Source organism: Streptomyces sp. NPDC107454 (assembly GCF_055582885.1).
In genome coordinates this window covers 329772-349771 of the sequence record NZ_JBVJPA010000014.1, presented here as the reverse complement: position 1 = coordinate 349771, position 20000 = coordinate 329772, and the positions used below count along the sequence as shown (strand labels likewise).

Genomic DNA, 20000 nt, shown 5'->3' with positions numbered 1-20000 from the left:
GGCGGACCGGACGGGCGGCGGTCAGAGCCTGCGGCCGCCGTCGACGTAGATGGTCTGGCCGGTGACGAACCCGGAGGCCTCCGAGGCGAAGAACAGGGCGGCGTTGGCGATGTCGGCCGGGTAGCCGATCCGGCGCACCGGCGTGGTCTTCGCCATGGACTCCAGCCTCTCCTTGAGCGGTACGCCCATCCGCTCGGCGGTGGCCCGGGTCATCTCCGTGTCGATGTACCCGGGGGCGATCGCGTTGGCCGTGATGCCGAACGGCCCCAGTTCGATGGCGAGCGTGCGGGTGAACCCCTGCATCCCCATCTTCGCCGCCGCGTAGTTGGCCTGGCCGCGGTTGCCGAGAGCGGAGACGGACGACAGGTTGACGATCCGTCCGTACCTCGCCGCCACCATGTGCCGCTGCGCCGCCTTCGAGATGTTGAAGGCACCCTTGAGGTGGACGCGCAGCACGGTGTCCCAGTCGTCCTCGGTCATCTTGAAGAGCAGGTTGTCGCGGGTGACGCCCGCGTTGTTGACGGCGATGTCGAGCTGCCCGAACTGCCGCACGACCTCGTCCACGGCGCTTTCCACGGCCGAGGTGTCGCTGACGTCGACCGCCAGCGACAGCGCCTTCGTGCCTGCGGCCTCGACCGCGGCGACCGTGTCGGCGCAGGAGGCCGCGTCGAGGTCGAGCACCGCCACACGTGCGCCGGCCTCGGCGAACCGCTGGGCGATGCCGGCGCCGATACCGCGCGCCGCGCCGGTGACCAGCGCGACGCGCCCTTCGAGTTCCTTCACGGTACTCACCTTCCTGTTCGGACTTCGGACTCGGCGGAGTCGAGGGACTCGGCGGACGTGGCGGAGCCGACGGACCCGGGGGGCTCAGCGGCGTCGACGTATCCGGCATGCTCAGCGGCGTCGACGGACTCGGCGGAGGCGACGGAAGAGATCCCGTCCAGCAGTCGGCGGACGAGCGCCCGGTGCTCCTCGCCTGCCATGAGCTGCACATGCCGCCGCACTTCGGCGTCGGCGCACGTCGCCAGGTCCTCGCGATCGGCCCTGGCGATGTGCTCCTTGATCGCGGAGAGTGCCGTCCGGGGTCCCTCGGCGAGCCGGCGGGCCCGGGCGAGCCCCTCGGTCAGCAGCCGATCGTCGTCGAACACGTCGTTGACCAGGCCCCAGTCGAGGCTCCGGCGGGCGTCGAGCGACTGAGCGAAGAGAAGGAGTTCCTTCGCCCGGGGCGGGCCCAGCAGCCGGTTCAGCAGCCATGTGCAGCCGAAGTCACCGGCGAGTCCGACGGCGGCGAAGCCGCTGCCGAGCGTCGCCGACTCGGCGGCGTAACGGATGTCGCAGGCCAGGGCGAGGGCGAGGCCCGCTCCGACAGCCGGCCCGTTGATCAACGAGATCGTCGGTTTGCCGAAGTTCCACAGGGCCACCGAGGTGGCGCGCTGGACGTCGATCTGACGCTGCGTCCGCAGCTCCGGATCCTCGGGGGTCCCGTAGATGCTCCGACCGGCGGCCATGACCTTGACGTCCCCGCCCGCGCAGAAACCGGCACCGGCTCCGGTGAGCACGACGACCCGCACGGCGGGTTCCATCTGCGCCCAGGCCAACTGCGAGCCGAGGGCGTCCAGCATCTCGAGGGTGAGTGCGTTGCGCGCTCGCGGCCGGTTGAACCGCAGCAGCAGGACCCCGTCTTCCAGTTCGGCCTCGAGCTCGTCACTGCCGGAAGCCAAGGCCTGCCGATTCGATGACATCTGGACGAACCTCACCGCTTCCAGATTATTGACTTCGATGTCGAAATTATAATTACGGCGGAGTGCGACGGTCAAGCGATGAAGCCCGGCGGACGCACTTCCACACCCCCCGCCTGCCACTCTTCCATACTTCTATGGTCATGAAAATGATCGGGTGAGAGCAACCTCGCCACCCGGTCATGGAGAATTTGGTGCTCCGGCCGGGACGCGTGCCGCCCGGCCGGAGGGTCACCTGGACAGGATCGAGACCGCCGCCACCCCCGGCGCCCCGTAGAGCTGGGCGATGCCCACTCGGGGTGTGCCCGCGACCTGGCGCTTTCCGGCGCGGCCGCGCATCTGGGTCACCAGCTCGTACATCTGCCGCAGCCCCGACGCGCCGATCGGCTCGCCGTTGGCGATCAGCCCGCCGTCGGTGTTCACGGGAAGGGTGCCGCCGCGCGCGGTCGCGCCGGAGGCGATGAGCTCGTTCTGTTCGCCGTCCTTGCACAGGCCGACCTCGGCCATGTGAATGATCTCCGCGCCCGAGTCGGTGTCCTGCAGCTGGGCGATCTCGATGTCGTCCGGGCCGATGCCGGCCTGTTCGTACGCCACCAGCGCGGCGTCGACCGTCGGCGCCGACGCGTGCTCCAGCCCGGCCGCCGGGGTGTGCACCTCGTAGGCCCCGTACCTCCTGGTCCGGGTCACGGTGCTGCGCAGGTAGATGGGGGTGTCGGTGTACTGCTTCGCGATGTCCGCGTCGCACACCACCACGGCCGCCGCCCCTTCGTCCGGGCTGCAGAACATGTACTTCGTCAGGGGATGGCTGAGCATGCGCGAGGAGAGGATCTCCTCCTCGGTGAGCGGGGTGCGCCGGTAGGCGTTGGGGTTGGCCTCGCCGTTCGCGTAGGCCTTGACCGCCACCCGCGCGAGCGTCTGGTGCGTGATGCCGAAGTCGTGCATGTAACGATTGATCTTCATGCCGAAGAACTTCGTCGTCAGGAACAGGCCCATCTCGCCGTACCAGGGCGGGCAGGCGTACCACGTCGGATCGGCCGTGAAGGCCCCGCCGCTGTGCTTGTCCATGCCCAGCACCAGTCCGAGGCGGTGCTCCCCGAGTCTGATCATCCGGCTGGCCAGTCCCAGAGCGCTACCGGCCGTCGCGCACCCGTTGTATACGTTCGTGAACGGCAGCCCTGTGAGCCCGAGTTCGGCGACGACGGCATCGGGCTGGTCGACCTCCGCGCTGCCGCCCACGGCGAACTGCACGTCCGTCCACGCCACACCGGCGTCGGCGAGCGCCATCCGGGCCGCCTCCGCGCCCATGGTCAACGCCGACTTGCCCGGGAACCGCCCGAAGGGGTGGAGTCCCACACCCACGATTGCCACGTCAGGCATGGATCTTCTCCGCTTCTCTCTCGCTCTGCTGCTCATGGGCGTCGTCAGGGGCGAAGGCGAAGGTGACCACCTCGGTGCCGTCCCCGTCGTTCCGGAAGGGCACGATCACCAGCCGCAGCGGCATCCCGATCTCCAGCGTCTCCTCGGTGACGCCGACGAGGAGGGCCTCCACCCTCAACTCACCGGGCAGTTCCACCAGTCCGACAAACCAGGGCACGGCGTCGGGGCCGACGGCGCGTGTCCCCGTGAACGGCTCCTTGGGCAGGAAGCCCTGGGTCGTCCAGGTCCACAGCGTTCCGCGGTCCGCCAGCAGGTACCGATCCAGCTCGCTCGATCCGCATCGCGCGCATCCCACGCGCACGGGGAAGGTGATCGCGGCGCAGTCACGGCAGCGGTTCCCGATCAGCCTCGGCTCGTCGCCGGACCCCGTGAACAAGCCGTCGGCGATTGGTCTACTGCTCACTTCAGACGCCTCCACTCTCGCACTCCCGGCAACGCCTGCCGGCCTGGGTTCCACCGGTCCGCCAGGCTCCCTGGCGAGGTCGCGGGTGCCTGCGACCACCGAGTCGATCACGAAGTCGCGATAAATTCTACACTGACGTCAGTTTCGAATGAAGACGTCGACGCGCCGGCGACCAAGACCGCCACGAGCCCCGCGACACCTACCGGCGCCCACCGCGCCGTGCTATAACTTCGATGTTACTAAATATTTAAGCGCACTGCGGAGCCTGGCGGCTTTGCGCCATGTGCACGACAATCCCGACACGGGCTGCCGTCGGCTCCGCTCAACCCCTTCGGGGAGGAGCCCGCACATGCAAGACTTCCGTGACCTCGACGCCCAGGAACTCGCCGACATGGTGGAGATCCAGGACCTGTTGGCCCGCTACACACGCCTGGTGGACATCGGCGACGTCACCAACTGGCTCGAACTGTTCACCGACGACTGCGCCTACGTCGTGCACGGGCGAACGTACGAGGGCAAGGAAGGGGTCAAGGAGATGATCACGCTCGCCACCCCCAACGGCGTCCACCTGGGTGCGAGCCCGGTCATCCGCCTCGACGGCGACTCCGCGACGTCCAGCCAGTCCTTCTTCGCCATCCTGGCCGACCGCAAGACGATGCGCATCGGCTGGTACGACGACGACCTGTCGAAGAAGAACGGCCGCTGGCGCATCGCGTCCCGCCGCGTCACCTTCGTCCGCTCCGACGGCTCCCTGCGCCCGCCGATCTGACCACCGCGCACGTCCACCGCGCAGGTCCCACCGCGCACGACCGGAGCGGCCCATCCCGGAAACGAGTATCAACACTGACGTCGAAATTGTAATTTCTCCCTCGGAGGTTGCTTCGTGAAGCTCGTCGGAGTCGAGCCCGTCCCGAGCGAAGTCCAGGCTCGATATCTGTCCGAGGGATGGTGGAGCGGCTCTCCGCTACGGGCCGGACTGGAGGCGCGGGCCGAGCACAGTCCCGACCGCATCGCGGTCAGTGACGCCACCTCGCGGTGGACGTACGGTCGCATGAGCGATGCCGTCGGCCGCGCGGTCGCCTGTCTGCGGGGACGCGTCGGCCCGGACGCCGCGGTGCTCGTCATCGCACCGCTCGTCGCGCCCGCCATTGTCGCCTACCACGCGATCGTCCGAACCGGCGTCCTCGCCGTGATGCTGGACCGGCGCTGCGGGCGGGCTGACGTCGAGCACGCGCTGGCCGCCGCGCCGATCGGCCTGGTCGTCACCACTCCCGAACTCACGGAACGACTCGACCTCGCCGGGCTGAACGTCGACGTCGTCGATTTCGACACCCTCGTGAACTGGCCGGAGGTCTCCGCCGATTGGGCCGAACCCGACCCGGCCGCGCCCGCGGCGGTCGTGTTCACCTCGGGAACCACCAGCCGCCCCAAGGCGGTCGTCCACAGCCTCAACACGCTTCGCGCGGGCGCCCGCAACATGGCGGACGCCCTGCGGCTGACCGCGGACGACGTCGCCTTCCTCTCCACGCCCCTCGCCACCATCACCGGTCTCGTGCAGATCCACCTCACCCTCGACAGAGGTGCCGGGCTGGTGCTCGCCGACCGGTTCGACGCCGCCGACGCGCTCGACCGGCTGCGCGAGCACTCGGTGACGGTCATCGGCGGCGCCCCGGTGATCATGGAGGAACTGTTCAAGCAGGCCCTGAGCCAGGATCTGGCCGAGCTGCCGCTGCGGGCGATCTCGCTCGGCGGCGCGCCCATCCCCCGCTCCGTGCTGGAACTCGGTATGACTCGGTACGGGATCACCCCCGTGCGCGTGTACGGCTCCTCCGAGGTCCCGGTCGCCACCACCACGCTCCCGGACGACGAGGGCGAGGCCCGGGTCCTCGACGACGGTGCCTGCGCGCCCGGGACAGAGGTCCGCATCCTCGGAGGAGACACGGGGGAGATACTCGTACGCGGTCCGATGCGCTTGCTCGGCTATGGCGACGCGGAGGACAACCAGGACTCCTTCACCGAGGGCGGCTGGTACCGCACCGGCGACCTCGGACGGTTCGATGGCGGCCGGCTCACGATCACGGGGAGACTGAAGGAGATCGTCTCCCGCAAGGGGCTCAAGATCTCCCTGACCGAGATCGACGAGATCGCCCGCGACCTGCCGCACGCCGAGGAAGTGGCCGCGTTCGGCGTGCCCGACCCGGTGACCGGGGAGCGTCTCGCGCTCGCGGTGTACACCCGGGACCGCGAGTCGGTCTCCTTCGAGTCGGTCGTAGGCCGGCTGCTCGACGCCGGCCTCGCCAAGTGGAAGCTTCCGGAGCAGGTCGTCGTCTGGGACCGGCCGTTGCCGCGGACGGCGACCGGCAAGATCCAGCGCCGTCTCATCGCCTCCGACACGGGGCCGAACCGCACGTTGCTCGCGCCCCGTCTGCGGGTGCCGGTACCGAGCACCCTGTCGGAGCTGATGTCACCGACCTGGCTCAGTTCGGCCCTGGCCGACCGGTTTCCCGGCGTGCGGATCAGCACGGTCACGCCCGGGCCGGTCATCAGCCGTGTCTCGACCAACGCCCGCTTCAGCATCGAATGCGCCGACGGCGTACCGGGTGGACTGTCACCGCACCTGTGCGGCAAGGGCTATTTCACCCAGGTGGGCCGGCCGACCCAGCAGGCGGGCGTGCCCGAGGTGACCTTCTACCGTGAGCTGGCGGCGGCGACCGGTGTCCGCACGCTGCGCAGCGTGTATGCGGACGTCGACCCGCAGACCCTGCACGGCGTGGTCATCACCGAGGACATCGTCGCCCAGGGCGGCAGGTTCCTCGACCCCACCAGCGAGTACTCGCCGGACCTGGCGGCGCAGAGCCTCGGCCAGCTGGCGAAGCTGCACGCCGCGACCTGGAACGAGCCGGCGCTCGCGGAGGCGCCCTGGCTGGCGCCGCGGCTCCAGGCCAATCTCGTGCACCGGGGGCTGCCCGAGATCCGCGGCAACTACGACGGCGGCATCGGCGCGGGGATACCTGACGAAGTCCGCGACGCGGAGCGGCTGTTCGCCGCATACGGAGCCCTGGTCGAACAGGTGCAGGACGTCTCGCCGTGGTCGGTGATCCACGGCGATCCGCATGTCGGCAACACCTACCTGGACCGCGACGGACGGCCGGCCCTGCTGGACTGGCAGCTGGTGCAGCGCGGGCCCTGGTATCTCGACGTCGGCTACCACATCGCCTCCGTGCTGACTGTCGAGGACCGGCGACGGAACGAGAAGGACCTGGTGCGGCACTATCTCGACGAACTGCGTGCCGCCGGCATCGACGCCCCGACCTGGGACGAGGCCTGGCGTGATCTGCCCCGGGGCATCCTCCACGGCCTGTACCTGTGGAGCATCACCATGCTGGTCGACCCGGCGGTGACCAACGCGCTCCTGCACCGGCTCGGCACCGCGGCCGCCGACCACGACGCCTACGCGGCGGTCGGGCCATGAGCGCTGCCGGCAGGGGGCCCTTCGACGAGAAGGACTGCCGCCGGGCCGTGCACCACATCGACGTCCACCCCGATATCCGGCCCTGGAGGCATCGTTGACCGAAGAGCAGACATTCGACCACCACTCCGCGGAGCACGCGGCCGACCCGGTCTGTACCTACCGGGCGATTCGTCAGGGTCCCGGATGCGTGCGCACCGACGCGCACGGCGGGTTCACGGTACTCGCCCGGTACGACGACATCGCCGCCGCGGCCTCCGCGCACGCGGACTTCTCCAGCGCGTTCGAGCTGCCCGGGGACGAGGGGCACGGCGGCGGGATCACCCTCCCGCGCAACCCGGACTCCGGCCGGACCTCGCTCGCCGAGATGGACCCGCCCGAGTGGCGCCGCTACCGGCGCATGCTGAACCCGATCTTCACGCCGGCCGCCGTGGCGGGCTTCGCGCCGCGGATCCAGGCGATCACCGACGAGGCCATCGACCGGTTCATCGCCAAGGGGTCCTGCGACCTCGTCCTCGACCTGGTGAGCCCGATCCCGGCGATCGTCACGCTGGAGGTACTGGGGCTGGACACCTCGGAGTGGGAACGCTTCGCGGTGCCGCTGCACACCTCGGTCTACATCCCGCGCGATCCGCGCATGCCCGCCTGGCAGGAACTGAAGGACGGATTCCAGTGGATCTTCCAGCAGATACGTGAGGAGATCGCCCGTCGGCGGGTGGAGCCCAAGGAGGGCGACCTGCTCGCGGCGATCATGAGCGCGGACGATCCCGAGGGTCCCCTCGACGACGCCCTGGTCTTCGAGACGGCGTACACCATCGTCGCCGCCGGGGTGGAGACCACGACCTCCCTGCTGTCCTCCGCGCTCTGGCACCTCGACCGGTACCCCGAGGACCGCCAGCGCATGCTCGACGACCCGTCGCTGATCGACGCCGCCTGCGAGGAGTTCCTGCGCTACTACACGCCGGAGCAGGCGGGCGCCCGTACCGTCGCGCAGCACGCGGAGGTCGGCGGGGAGAGCTTCGAGCGGGGCGAGCGGGTCCTGCTGGCCTGGTCCTCTGCCAACCGCGACGCGTCCCAGTTCCCGGACCCCGACCGGTTCGTGCTGGACCGCAGGCCGAACCGGCACATGTCGTTCGGCTACGGCATCCACCGCTGCCTCGGGTCCCATCTGGCCCGCCAGGAGATCAAGATCGTCCTCGCCGAGGTGCTCCGGCGGATGCCGGACTACTCCATCGACCGGGACGCCACGCAGCTCTACCCCGACCTCGGGCTGATGTACGGCTACAAGCAGATGCCGGCGACGTTCACCCCGGGCGAGCGGTCAGGGTGCTGAGCGCCGCTCCGGAGAGGCCGCGGTGTGACGAGAGGAAGCTCTGTGGAAGGCCAGATCAGCATCGCCCGCCGGATCGCCCGGCTCGCCGCGCAGTCCCCGGACGACGTGGTGCTCCGGTACATCGGCCTGGACGGAACCGAGCCGGGTTTCGGCTGGCCGTGGCTGGACCAGCGCTCGGCCCAACTGGCCGGGGCGCTCGCGGCCCGGGGCCTGGCGCGGGGTGACCGTGTCGCGCTGGGGTTGCGGAACTCGCCTCAGTTCGTGCTCGGTGTGTTCGCCGCGTGGAAGCTCGGCGCCGTACCGGTGCCGGTGCGCTGGGACGTGCCCGAGTGGGAGCTGCGCCGGCTGCGGGAGACCATCGATGCGCGCGTCTTCCTCGGTTCCGACGACATCCCGTGGATCGACTCGACCGCCGAACTCGACGTGCCCGACCTCGCCGACGCCGTCGCCCCGCAGTTGAACGGCATCTGCTCCAGCGGCTCCACCGGCACCCCGAAGGTTATCCTCACCGAACGGCCCTCGGTGTACGGTCCGCAACCGGTCGCGCCGTTCATCGATCTGTGGAACAGCGTGCCCGTCCCGCACCCGCAGACGATCCTCGTCCCGGCGCCCATGTACCACACCAACGGCTTCAACACGCTGCTCGGCCTGCTCTCCGGAGACCGCCTGGTCCTCATGGAGAAGTTCGACGCCGCACGTGTCGTCGACGTGATCGAGCGCCACCGCGTCTCCACCTTCACCGCGACGCCGACGATGCTCCAGCGCATCGCCGACCTGCCAGGCATCGACGACCGTGACCTGTCCGGCATCGAGTGGATCCTCCAGGGGGCGGCACCCATGCCGCCATCGCTGGTGCACCGGTGGGGCAAGCTGATCGGCCCCGAACGCATCGTGATGGCCTACGGCATGACCGAGGCGCTGGGGCTGACCGCGCTGCGCGGCGACGAGTGGATGGCCCACCAGGGAAGTGTCGGGCGTTGCATCCAGGGCACCGAGATCCGCATCCTCGACGCCGACGGCAGCGAACAGTCCACCGGTGAACTGGGCGAGATCTATCTCCGTTCCCCCTCCCCCGCCGGATACCGCTACCTGGGCACGGTTCCCCAGCTGCGCACGACCGAGGACGGTTTCCAGACCGCCGGCGACATGGGCTATCTCGACGAGAGCGGCTACCTCTACCTGGTCGACCGCCGGGTCGACATGGTCGTCACCGGTGGCGCCAACGTGTTCCCGGCCGAGGTGGAGGCGGCGCTCATCGACCACCCGGCCATCGCCGATGTGGTCGTGGTCGGGCTGCGCGACCCCGCCTGGGGGCGCCGGGTGCACGCCATCATCGAACCCACCGATCCGGCGGCGCCTCCCGACGCGCAGGAGATCATCGGCTACGCCAAGAGCCGACTCGCGGCGTACAAGGTGCCCAAGACCATCGAGATCGTGGCGGCCATCCCGCGCAGCGAGGCCACGAAGGTCAACCGCGGCGCGCTCGTCGCCGCCCGCGGCGGCTGACGGGTCCGCGGATGTGAGGACGGCCCGTGCCTTCCGTTCTCGGCGGGAGGTACGGGCCGTTCGTTCTGGAGGTCGTCCGGTTCAGCCGGCTCGCCGCCGCGTCTTCGTCGTGCGCCCCGTGCCCGGCGAGAGGGCGCTCTGCGACACATGGCGTGCGCCGGCCAGCAGGACGGCGAACCCCTCGCGCAGGATGACCAGCAGGTCGGTGCCCTCGTCGTAGACCGATTCATGGATCGCCGACATCAGCATCGCCTCGAACATCACGCCGAGTTTGGCCGGGCTCAGTGTCTGCGGCACGTCGCCGTTCTGCTGGGCCTGCAGGAAGATGACGGCGAAGGCGTTGCGGAAGCTGACGTGGTTCGAGTCGTCGTCCTGCGGGAGCGAGCCCCCCGACTTCGTGGCGGCCTGGGCCTGGAGCAGGCGCCGCAGCCCGAGGGTGGGCACCCGCTCCATACGGCGGCAGAGCTTGACGGTGATGTCGTCGATGATGTCGTCGGTGGACCCGCCGCCCACCAGTCCCTTGAGGGCGTCCTCGTAGAACACCTTCGCGGTCAGCCAGCTCGTCGCCAGCAGGATGTCTTCCTTGCGGGCGAAGTGGAAGTAGAAGGTGGCCTTGGAGACGCCGGCCCGGGCGACGATCTCCTCGACCTTCGTCTCGTCGACGCCCCGGTCGTAGCCGCGTTCACTCCACAGCTCCAGGGCGGCCTTGATGATCGCCTGCCGCGTGTCGCGGGAGCGGTCCTGGGCGAGCTGAGAGCGCTTGGGCCCGGTTCTCGCCTCGCTCACGTGGCACCCGCCGCAAGAAGGTCTTTGCTTGTCACAGTCCAAATCCTCAGGTGCATCACGGGACGGTACACGAGATGCTATCCCGACCCTCGGACGCATTCATGCGACGGGTTCCACGCCGGGGCGTCCGCGTCAGATCACCTTGACGGGGTCGACGCCCATGAGCCTGGCGAGGTTGCCGCCCATGATCGCCGCCTGGTCGCGCTCCGGGAGCGGCGCGAGCTCGTCGACGTAGGTGACCGGGTCGAACATGCCCTCGGGGTGGGGGTAGTCGGACCCGAACACGACGTTTTCGGCACCGAGGATGTCCACCAGGCTGAGGACGTCCTCCTCGTGGTACGGGTGGACGTAGATCGCCCGCTTCATCGCCACCATGGGGTCCTCGTCGAAGAGGTCCGGCGAGCGCTCGTAGACCTTCTTGAACGACTCCACCAGGGGCCGGACCCAGGCGCTGCTGGTCTCGACCGGCATGAACCGCAGCTTGGGGAACCGGGTGGCCAGACCGTGTCCGACGATGGAGGCCATGGCGTCCTTGGTCCCGCGGTACTCCGAGTAGACGAGCGCGTTGAACGCCGACTGCTTCTCCTTGAAGGGGAGGAACTCGCCGCGACCGCCCTCCCATTCGTTGAGGTAGCGCTGGAAGCCGTCGTCGGAGGAGTGCATGCCAACCAGTACTCCGGCCTCCTCGACCCGCTTCCAGAAGGGGTCGAACTCCTTCAGCGCGAAGGACCGGCGCCGGCCGTTGTACCCGGGAACCGACGCGGGCCGGATCAGGATGGCCCGTGCGCCGCGCTCGACGACCCGGTCCAGCTCGCGGATCGCCTCGTCGACGATGGGCAGCGTGATGACCGGCGTCGGGAAGATCCGATTCTCCACGTTGTACGACCAGTGCTCGTACATCCACTCGTTCAGTGCGTGCACCACGACGTGCGTGGCCTCGGGGTCGTCGGCCAGGCGCTCCTCGAGCAGGCTCGCCAGCGTCGGCCACATCATGGCCCGGTCCAGGCTCAGTTCGTTCATGAGCTGGAGCCGATCCTGCGGGTTGAAGAACGCGGGGATCGACTCGATGTACTTCGGCGGGTCGGTGAGAACCTTGTCGCCCTCCTTGGGCTTGAACCGCGAGGAGGGGTTCTTCAGCTTGAACTCGACCTCCTGGGCGCCGGGAGGGGCGACCTTGCTGAACGTCGGGTTCGGGATGTACTCGCTGATGTGGTTCTTGAGCGCGATCTTCGTACGACCGTTGTACTGGACGTACTTGACCAGACCGGCGTGGCTCTCCGGCAGGTACTTGGTGAACGCGTCCGTGGTCTCGTACATGTGGTTGTCGGCGTCGAACACCGGAAAGTCCAACTTGCGGGACACGGCAGCCTCCCAACGGCTTGATGACGGAACCGCAATCTATGGTTCAAGCGTAACGGCAAATTTAGACGCCGTCTATATATTGCGACACTGATTTCCCACCCAGATGCGTCTCTGAATGGATTCGATGGCAGGAAAATGCGACTACGTCCACCTTTTCACTACAGGGGTGAGCCAGCACCGTGGCCGCCCGGCTTGACCATGCTGTCCTGGGAGAACGTCGCGACGAGTGTGCCGTCCTCCGTGTGGGCGACGCCGCGTCCGTGCACGCGCCCCTTGCCGGCGAAGGTCGCCTCCTGCGACACGAGGATCCACGACCCGGCGTCGAACTCCCGGTGGAAGTTCAGGGTCTGGGCGATGACCCCGGTCGAGAGCGAGCGGTGGGCGTCCTCGATCCGCACCCGGTCACGGTGCGGCCGCATGCCGAGCTCGATCAGCCAGCCGTTCGTGGCCCAGGCGAGGATCGCCTGGCTGGCGGGAAGGGAGCCGCACGGACCGGGCATCCGGGTCCAGAAGCTCATCACCGGTACGCCGTCCGCGGTCTCGCTCGGCAGCTTCGCGGTGCGCACCTCGGCGCCGGGAAAGACGATTCCCCGCGCGTTCTCGCCGTCTTCCGGCCCGGACACGTCCGGCGGCGGAGCGAGTTGGTGCGCGACGAGGTCCGGTTCGTCGCTCGTCGACAGGACCAGGGCGCGGGTCAGCATTCGGTCGCCCTGCCAGGCCGTGATCAGGTCGCTGGCCCACGTCCGGCCGACGTGGAAGGGCTCGACCTGCAGATGGATCGGCGCTGCGTACGAGCCGGCCCGACCGAAGATCACCTGCACCGACTTGACGTACTTGGAGCCGTCCGACGCGGCGGCGGACGTCATGATCATCTGGGCCATGAGCTGTCCGCCGAACACGACGTCGCCGCCCTCCTGCGAACCGGGCGGCATCGGCACGGCATAGCGGCCCGGTCCGACGGGTTCGAGGCTCAGCAAGGCGAGCGGATCGATGCCGTTCACGCCTGACCGCCGACCTCGTGCGGCACCGCGGGCCGGACCGGCGGGGCATTGCGCCAGTCGTCCAGGCCGTCGTCCGCGCGGCCGGCCGGGTAGCCGTCCTCGTGCACCTCGGCCCAGTGTGCGTGGTTGAGTTCGTGCAGGGTGAAGCAGGCGTTGAGCGCGTTGAAGAAGCCCATGTTGTCCACGGTCTGGTTCACGGACTCCTTGATCAGCAGCGCCGTGACGGTGGGCAGGGCGGCGATCCGCCGGGCGAACGCCAGTGTGCGGTCCGCGAGATCGTCCCGGGGGAAGATCTTGGTCACCATGCCGATGCGCTGCGCCTCGTCGGCGTCGATGGAGTCGCCGGTCAGCATCAACTCCTTGGTGCGGCGCGGGCCCAGCTCCCACGGGTGGGCGAAGTACTCCACGCCGCACATGCCCAGCCGCTGCCCCACCACGTCGGCGAACGTCGTGCCCTCGGCGGCGACGATCAGGTCGCACGCCCACATCAGCATCAGGCCCGCCGCGTACACGTTGCCGTGCACCTGCGCGATGGTGATCTTGCGCAGGTTGCGCCACCGCCGCGTGTTCTCGAAGAAGTAGTGCCACTCCTGGAGCATGCGCTGCTCGGCGCCGCGCCTGGTGCCGCCGTTGATCCTCGTCGTGGGGTGCTGGTCCGGACCCGGCATCCACTCCGACCGGGCGAGGGGGGACCCCACGTCGTGTCCCGCCGAGAACATCTTACCGACGCCACCGAGGATCACCACCCGCACCTGGTCGTCGGCCTCCGCCTCGAGGAATGCCTCGTTGAGCTCGACGAGCATGCCCCGGTTCTGGGCGTTGCGGGCCTCCGGCCGATTCAACATGATCCGGACGATCGAACCCCCGTCAAGCTGTTCGTACGTCACGAAGCGACGCTCTGCCATCGGCCATCCTTCCGTTCGCACAGCCGCCGGTCGACGACTCTGATATTCATACGCCGTCTAACTTCGGGCACGCACCACCAGACCGTCAAGTACCTGCGCGGTGGCCGCGCGGGCGGCCGCCGTTCAGTGCCGGCTCGAGCGTTCATGGCGCTCCCTGAGGACGCGGCGCAGCACCTTGCCGGACGGCAGGCGAGGGATCTCGGGCACGAACTCCACGCGGCTTGGCCGCTTGTAGGGCGCCAGCCGCTCGCCGACCAGGGCGACGAGTTCCTCGGCCTCGACCGGCGCGCACAGGGCCACCGCGTCGACGACCGCCTCACCCCTGACCGGGTCGGGGATGCCGAAGACCGCGCAGTCGGCGACGGCAGGGTGACCGTGCAGCACCGCCTCGACCTCGGCGGGCGCGACCTGAAAGCCCCGGACCTTGATCATTTCCTTGGAGCGGTCCTTCAGCCGTATCCAGCCCTCGGCGTCGACGCTGCCGATGTCCCCGGTCCGGTACCAACCGTCGTCGAACGCCTCGGCGGTCGCCTCGGCAGGCAGGTAGCCCGCCATCGCCGAGTCGGAGCGGGCCTGGATCTCGCCCGTCTCCCCGGGCGCCACCGGCTCGCCGGTCTCGGTCGAGACCACGCGCACCGTCACGCCCGAGACGGCCCGGCCGGGACTGTCCAGCCGCGCCCCCGCCAGCGGGTTGCGGGCGATCACGGGCAGTTCGCTGGCACCGTAGGTGGGCACCCACAACACCCCGGTGCGCCGGGTCACGGCTTCGGCGACGCTCGGGGCGACCGGCGTCGCGCACCACATGACATACCTCAGCGAGGAGAGGTCGTAGGACTCAAGCGCGGGGTGCGAGGCCAGTGCCAGGGCGATCGGGGCGACGGCCATCTCGATGGTGATCCCGTCAGCCTGGATGTGCCGCAGCATCAGATCCAGGTCGAAGCGCCGGTGCAGCCGCAGCCAGGCCCCCGTCCCGAGCACCGTGACGATGTTGAGCAGGCCGAGCATGCGCGAGGGAGGCGTCACGACCTGGAGGCGGTCCGCGGCGGTCACGCCGAGCGCGCCCCGCCACTGCCGGGCGGCCACTGCGAGCGAGGCGTGCGTGTGGCGGACCGCTTTGGGCATCCCCGTGGTGCCGGAGCTGAAGACCAGCACAGCGTCCGCGCCGGGGGCGGCCCCCGGGAAGGGACCCGAGCCCGAGGGCACCCGCTCGTCCAGGTGGAGCATCGGCATGGTCGCGGCCAGGAGCGGGCTGTCCCCGAGGGCGTGCTCCGGACGCGTGACCGCCAGCACATGGTCGATCTCACCCCGCTTCCACGCGGAATTGAGCAAGACGACCGCCGCCCCGAGCCGCCAGACAGCGAGCAGGGCCACCACGAGTTCGGGCCGACTGGAGGACATGAGCGCGACCCGCTGTCCGGCTCGCACGCCGCGCCGGGCCAGCACGGTCGCGAGACCGTCGGCGAGGGACTCCAGATCCGCACGGGTGTACTCCTTGCCCTCGAAGGCGAGGACCGCGGAGGAGCGGGCCGAGGCGCGGGGCGGCTCCGCGCGGTCCGCGTTCGGGCTGGATGCCACGGCGCCCCCTCATAGAACGATACTTATGCAAGTATGAAATCTACAGTGGGGTTCGACAACACGTGAAGCGTTCCGTGAGGCGTTGACCCGCATGACGGTGTCATATAATTTCGACGTCGAAATCGATAATGTGGGATGATGCGGAGGATCGGATGGGCGAGCAAACCCTGGCGCTGGTCGGTGCCACCGGCGATGTCGGAACGGGCATCCTCCGCGCCACGGTCAGCCGCGGCTGGAACGTCGTGGCCGTGTCCCGCACGCCGGCCAAGCTGGCAGCGTTGCAGGCCGAACACGGTTCCGCGGTACGCACGCTCACCGGCGACATCGGTGACGACGCCGGCGGCGCACGGCTCGCGGCTCAGCTCGGCCCGGTCGACGCCGTCGTGGTCTCGGTCCACGCGGGCTACCCGTTGCGCCCGGTCCTCGAATGGCCTGCGGACGAGTTGAACGCCCTGGTCGCCGGGAACGTCGGAGCGCATCTCGTCGCCGCCCGGCACCTGATGCCGCTGGTCCGCGACGGTGGTGCCTTCCTCGGCATCGGCGGCGGCATGGCCGACCTCGTGATCCCCCGCTACGTGCCGCTCGCCGTCGCCCAGGCCGCGCAGCGCCAGCTGTACCGCGGCCTGATCCGTGAGGCCCGCCAGGACCCTCGCGTGCGGATCCGCGAACTGCTGGTCGCCGCGATGGTCAACGGGCCCAGCACCCGGGAGCAGGCACGCCCCGACTGGATCACGGAGGACGAGATCGGCGAGCGGGTTGCCGAGCTGCTCGCGGAGCCCGGCGCCGCGAGCGACCCCGATCGGTCGATCCTGACCCTGGTGTCCCCCCGGGCGACTCGCTGAGCAGGAGGCATCCGATGAGCACCCGACGCGCCGCGCGTATAACCGCCCCGGGGGTGATCGCCCTCGAGACGATCGACGACGCGCCTCCCCCGGGCCCCGGAGAGGTCGCCGTCGAACTGGTCGCCTGCGGGGTCTGCGGATCCAACCTCCATCACCTGAACCGGCCTGAGCTGGTGGGCGCCGACCGCCGGGACGCGTACGGCGCGATGGGGCACGAGATGACCGGCCGGGTGAGCGCTGTGGGTCCGGACGTCACCACGCACGCGGTCGGTGAACCGGTCGCGCTGGAGCCCCAACTCGCCGCCGCCTGCGGCGAGTGCGCCGGCTGCGCGAGTGGCCAGGCGTGGTTCTGCACCCGGCCCCGCCCGCTGCCCGCCTGGGGTTTCGCGGACCGTCTGGTGGTCCGCGCGCGGGGCGCCTGGCGGCTTCCGCCCGACCTGGACCTGCTGGTCGCGACACTCGTGGAGCCGGTCGCCGTGAGCGTGCACGCGCTGCGGGTGACGACGACCGCGATGAGCCGCGACGACGACCTCCGCGGAGTGAAGGTCGTGGTGCTGGGCGCGGGAGCCATGGGCCTGCTCACGGTGGCGGCGGCCCGGCATCTGGGGTGCGACTTCGTCGTCTGCGTCGCGCGGCACGAGCACCAGGCCCGCCTCGCGGCCCGCCTCGGTGCCCATCAGGTCCTCAGGGACGGCGACCCGGACCTCGACCCGACCCTGACCGAACTCGCCCCGGACCTGGTCGTCGAGTGCGTGGGCGGCTCGGCCGACACCTTCGAACGGGCCCTGCGCATCGCCGGTCCCGGTGGCGAGATCAGCGTCATGGGCCTGTTCGACGTGCCACAGCAGGTACAGAGCCGCGCGGTCTTCAGGCGACAACTGCGCGTCGTCTTCCCGGTCGTGTACGGGGAGCTGCGCGGCCGGCACGACTTCGGCATCGCCGTGGAGCTGCTCCGCGATTCCGGGCTGCCGTTCGGTGAACTGCTCACCGACCGGTTCCCCCTCGCGGACATCGGGGCGGCCTTCGAAGCGGCCGCCTCCAAGTCGAGCGGGGTCATCCGGGTGCTGGTCGGCCGGACGGAACGGGATCTCGCGCCTCAGGACACGTAGACGGGGTTGACCGGGCTTCCGGTGCCGCCGGTGATCTTCAGCGGGCCGACGGTCAGCATCCCCTCCCAGGCCTCGTCGGCGGCCGGGGCCGACAGGTCGAGAAATTCCAGGAGGTAGATCCCGGAGTCGACCAGCAGCATCTTGTGCACCCGCAGGAAGTCCCCCTCGGCGAACGGAAGTACCTCCACCGCGGCGTTGTCGGAGCCCACGGCCACGACGTCCCGCTCGGCGAGCCACTGGGCCGCGCTCGCGTCGATCCCGGGGATCTCGGGCGGCTGCGGGAGGCCTTCGGCCAGGTTGCGGATGAGGAACTGCAGGTAGCCGGTGCGGATCAGGACGGCGTCCCCGGCGCGCACCTCCACGCTCTGGGCCTCGGCCGCGGCGGCCAGGTCGGCGGCGCCGATGGCGTGGCCGGGCTCCAGGTACTCGTCGGCGTCGAAGTGGCGGACCATGTCCAGCAGCACTCCCCTGGCCGCGAGTCCGCCCACGTTCTCGATGCCGAGCCGCTGGGCGCCCGCCTCGGCGCGCATCGTGTCGTGCCTGACGTTGTTGTAGTGGTGGTGCTCCGCGTACACGTGCACGAGCGCGTCCATGTGCGAGGTGGCGTGGGTCGACATCACCAGCGCGTCCTCGTGCGAGCCGGTGCCGACGGCACAGCCCCAGTGCGCGTACGCGTCGGCGTCGGTACTGTCGCGCACGGTGAGCCGCATCGGCGCCCGGCCCGGCAGGTTCGGCATACCCTGCGCCCGGACCGGCATGCCGAGGCCGTACACGCGGCCCCGGGTGACCGAGGACGCCGCGGACCGGACCAACTCGGGTGTGAGCAGGTTCAACGCGCCCCGCTGGTCGTCGGCGCCCCAACGTCCCCAGTTCCGTCGCACCGTACTCCGGTCGGACGTCGTCATCGAAATCCTCCTGATGGATGGTCAGCGCGCGCTCGCGCCCCTGACGCGAGCCCGCTGGGCCCCTCGTACCCTGGCTCTTTTCGCCTTAATCAATATCGACGTCGAATAAGAGAAACCTGAGCCAATATTGACATTGACGTCAACCTCGCTAACCTGAGTGGCGTCCGACCGAACGACCGAACGACCGGAAGAAGGAAGATCGATGGCGGACCGGTTCGCGACGCACCGTGCCATGGCGCGACGCATGTACGAGTCGCAGGTGCACGGTCACCGGATCGGCCGCATCGAACGTCACGGAGGCTGGACCACCGACGGTGAGATCCACGAGCCGTACGAGTTGACGCTCTTCTCGCCGAAGCGGGGCGATTGGACCGTGACGGTGACGCAGGACCGGCCCGATCCCAACCCCGAGTTCCAGATGTACTGGACCGGGATGCCGGACTTCGGCATCAGGGAGTACGCGATCTTCCCGCATCAAGACGGTTGGATCTGCCGGATGGTCTACCAGGGGACCACCCACGACGGCACCGAAATCACCGCGCACCAGGTGGACTTCGCGACGGTGGACGAGCAGGGCCGCGTGGTCCGCCTGGAGTGGTACACCGACCCCAACCAGTGGCTGCGCGTCTGGTCGGCGGCGAGCGGCAAGCCGGTCGACGAGGTGCTGGAACTCTTCGACACCCTGGACGGTTTCCAGCGGCTCATCGACGAGACGATCGCCGGACGGGACGCCCGCGCGGCCGCCGGGCGTTCGCACGGTTGAGGGCAAGGAGGCCGGGGATGCCGCCGGATCTGGATGTCGACGTCGTGGTCGTGGGCTTCGGCATGGCCGGCGCGGCGGCGGCCCTCGCCGCGACCGAGAAGGGCGCACGCGTTCTCGTCCTGGACCGGACGCTCTGGAGCCGGCGACGCGTCGCCGCGACCCGGTTCGGGCACGGCGCGGTGGCCGGCGTTCGGGCGGCCGCTCTCGCCGCCGGTGTGGAGCTGCGCCCCGGCTGCCGGGTGCACGAACTCGCCGTCACCGCCGGGGAGATCTCCGGAGTCGGCTATTCGACACTGCCCGCCACCGGCGCCGCCGCCCTGGCGCACCGATGGCTGGGGGCCTCCGCGCGCCTGGCACCCACCGCGGTCGCACCTCCCCTCACCCGAGCCGCCGACGCCGTGTGGCGGTCGGCGTTCCTGGTCGGCGAGGTGGCCTGTTCCTCGGTCGTCCTGGCGCTCGCCCCGCGCCACTGGGAGTTCGTCGGGCCCGCGGTGTGGACGGCCGCACGGGCCGCCGCGCGGATGGGAACGGGGATACCTGTGCCGCGGCCCCGCCGACTGCGTGCGGTCCGGTCCGTGGCCTCGGCGGCTCTCGCGGTGGCCGAACTCCCGGTGCGCCGATGGTGTGACGGCCAGGAGGCGTCGTCCGTGTACCAGGAGGACGTACGAGTCGACGAGGAGACCGGGGCGGTGTTGATGGGCGAGCGGTCCGTACCGGGTCTCTACTCGGCCGTGTCCCTGACCGCCCCGGGCACCGGCCGTTGGGGGAGCGCGTCCGCCGCGGGCCGGCGTGCGGGCCACGGCGCGGCGGGCCGCCACGCGGGGTACGCCTCGCTGTCGTTGGACTGAGCGGCGGCGTGCAGGCG

18 protein-coding genes are annotated in these 20000 nt (G+C 69.9%); 8 read left to right on the top strand and 10 right to left on the bottom strand.

Annotated features, from left to right (window positions below; all coding sequences use genetic code 11):
• Nucleotides 1–21: 21 nt before the first annotated feature.
• The 4 genes from fabG to ACZ69M_RS34525 form a co-directional block, all read right to left on the bottom strand.
• Nucleotides 22–783, bottom strand: coding sequence for a 3-oxoacyl-ACP reductase FabG (fabG, locus tag ACZ69M_RS34540; RefSeq protein WP_470056128.1), 762 nt, complete (start codon nt 781–783; stop codon nt 22–24).
• 5 nt (nt 784–788) lie between these two features.
• On the bottom strand, nt 789–1817 hold the full coding sequence (locus tag ACZ69M_RS34535) for an enoyl-CoA hydratase-related protein (RefSeq protein ID WP_470056126.1): 1029 nt from the start codon (nt 1815–1817) through the stop codon (nt 789–791).
• A gap of 153 nt (nt 1818–1970) precedes the next feature.
• A complete protein-coding gene (locus ACZ69M_RS34530) occupies nt 1971–3116 on the bottom strand; it encodes a thiolase family protein (RefSeq protein ID WP_470056124.1) in 1146 nt (381 codons plus the stop codon).
• A complete protein-coding gene (locus ACZ69M_RS34525; RefSeq protein WP_470056123.1) occupies nt 3109–3579 on the bottom strand; it encodes a Zn-ribbon domain-containing OB-fold protein in 471 nt (156 codons plus the stop codon). Before ACZ69M_RS34525 ends, ACZ69M_RS34530 begins: the two co-directional genes overlap by 8 nt.
• Nucleotides 3580–3928: 349 nt before the next feature.
• Here ACZ69M_RS34525 and ACZ69M_RS34520 point away from each other — a divergent pair, with 349 nt between their 5' ends.
• The 4 genes from ACZ69M_RS34520 (at nt 3929) to ACZ69M_RS34505 (ending at nt 9887) form a co-directional block, all read left to right on the top strand.
• A complete protein-coding gene (locus ACZ69M_RS34520) occupies nt 3929–4348 on the top strand; it encodes a nuclear transport factor 2 family protein (RefSeq protein ID WP_470056121.1) in 420 nt (139 codons plus the stop codon).
• Nucleotides 4349–4462: 114 nt separating this feature from the next.
• Nucleotides 4463–7051 (top strand): AMP-binding protein, encoded by a 2589-nt coding sequence (locus ACZ69M_RS34515; protein WP_470056119.1) that lies wholly within the window; start codon nt 4463–4465, stop codon nt 7049–7051.
• A 94-nt stretch (nt 7052–7145) separates the two neighbouring features.
• Entirely contained in the window at nt 7146–8381 is a 1236-nt protein-coding gene (locus tag ACZ69M_RS34510; RefSeq protein ID WP_470056118.1) for a cytochrome P450, read from the top strand.
• A 42-nt stretch (nt 8382–8423) separates the two neighbouring features.
• Nucleotides 8424–9887 (top strand): class I adenylate-forming enzyme family protein, encoded by a 1464-nt coding sequence (locus ACZ69M_RS34505; protein ID WP_470056116.1) that lies wholly within the window; start codon nt 8424–8426, stop codon nt 9885–9887.
• Nucleotides 9888–9968: 81 nt separating this feature from the next.
• On the opposite strand, the gene ACZ69M_RS34500 is transcribed toward ACZ69M_RS34505, so the two are convergent.
• The 5 genes from ACZ69M_RS34500 to ACZ69M_RS34480 form a co-directional block, all read right to left on the bottom strand.
• On the bottom strand, nt 9969–10673 hold the full coding sequence (locus tag ACZ69M_RS34500) for a TetR/AcrR family transcriptional regulator (protein WP_470056114.1): 705 nt from the start codon (nt 10671–10673) through the stop codon (nt 9969–9971).
• A 132-nt stretch (nt 10674–10805) separates the two neighbouring features.
• Nucleotides 10806–12035 (bottom strand): amidohydrolase family protein, encoded by a 1230-nt coding sequence (locus ACZ69M_RS34495; protein ID WP_470056112.1) that lies wholly within the window; start codon nt 12033–12035, stop codon nt 10806–10808.
• Between the two features lie 158 nt (nt 12036–12193).
• On the bottom strand, nt 12194–13036 hold the full coding sequence (locus tag ACZ69M_RS34490; RefSeq protein WP_470056110.1) for an acyl-CoA thioesterase: 843 nt from the start codon (nt 13034–13036) through the stop codon (nt 12194–12196).
• Nucleotides 13033–13941, bottom strand: a complete 909-nt coding sequence (locus ACZ69M_RS34485; protein ID WP_470056109.1) for an enoyl-CoA hydratase — start codon at nt 13939–13941, stop codon at nt 13033–13035. The genes ACZ69M_RS34490 and ACZ69M_RS34485 overlap by 4 nt, the downstream gene beginning before the upstream one ends.
• 123 nt (nt 13942–14064) lie before the next feature.
• Nucleotides 14065–15516: a class I adenylate-forming enzyme family protein gene (locus tag ACZ69M_RS34480; protein WP_470056107.1), complete on the bottom strand. Its 1452-nt coding sequence runs from the start codon at nt 15514–15516 to the stop codon at nt 14065–14067.
• Nucleotides 15517–15668: 152 nt separating this feature from the next.
• Here ACZ69M_RS34480 and ACZ69M_RS34475 point away from each other — a divergent pair, with 152 nt between their 5' ends.
• Both ACZ69M_RS34475 and ACZ69M_RS34470 read left to right on the top strand, forming a co-directional pair.
• Nucleotides 15669–16358 carry an SDR family oxidoreductase gene (locus tag ACZ69M_RS34475; protein ID WP_470056105.1) on the top strand — a complete coding sequence of 230 codons (690 nt, stop codon included), beginning with the start codon at nt 15669–15671 and terminating at the stop codon, nt 16356–16358.
• Between the two features lie 14 nt (nt 16359–16372).
• A complete protein-coding gene (locus ACZ69M_RS34470) occupies nt 16373–17467 on the top strand; it encodes a zinc-dependent alcohol dehydrogenase (protein ID WP_470056103.1) in 1095 nt (364 codons plus the stop codon).
• Here ACZ69M_RS34470 and ACZ69M_RS34465 read toward each other — a convergent pair.
• Entirely contained in the window at nt 17455–18372 is a 918-nt protein-coding gene (locus ACZ69M_RS34465) for a cyclase family protein (RefSeq protein ID WP_470056101.1), read from the bottom strand. The genes ACZ69M_RS34470 and ACZ69M_RS34465 overlap by 13 nt on opposite strands.
• 202 nt (nt 18373–18574) lie before the next feature.
• Between ACZ69M_RS34465 and ACZ69M_RS34460 the strand changes: the two genes are divergently transcribed.
• Complete coding sequence (locus ACZ69M_RS34460) at nt 18575–19135, top strand: nuclear transport factor 2-like protein (RefSeq protein WP_470056099.1); 561 nt, start codon at nt 18575–18577, stop codon at nt 19133–19135.
• Nucleotides 19136–19152: 17 nt separating this feature from the next.
• Entirely contained in the window at nt 19153–19983 is an 831-nt protein-coding gene (locus tag ACZ69M_RS34455; protein ID WP_470056098.1) for an FAD-binding protein, read from the top strand.
• Nucleotides 19984–20000 lie beyond the last annotated feature (17 nt).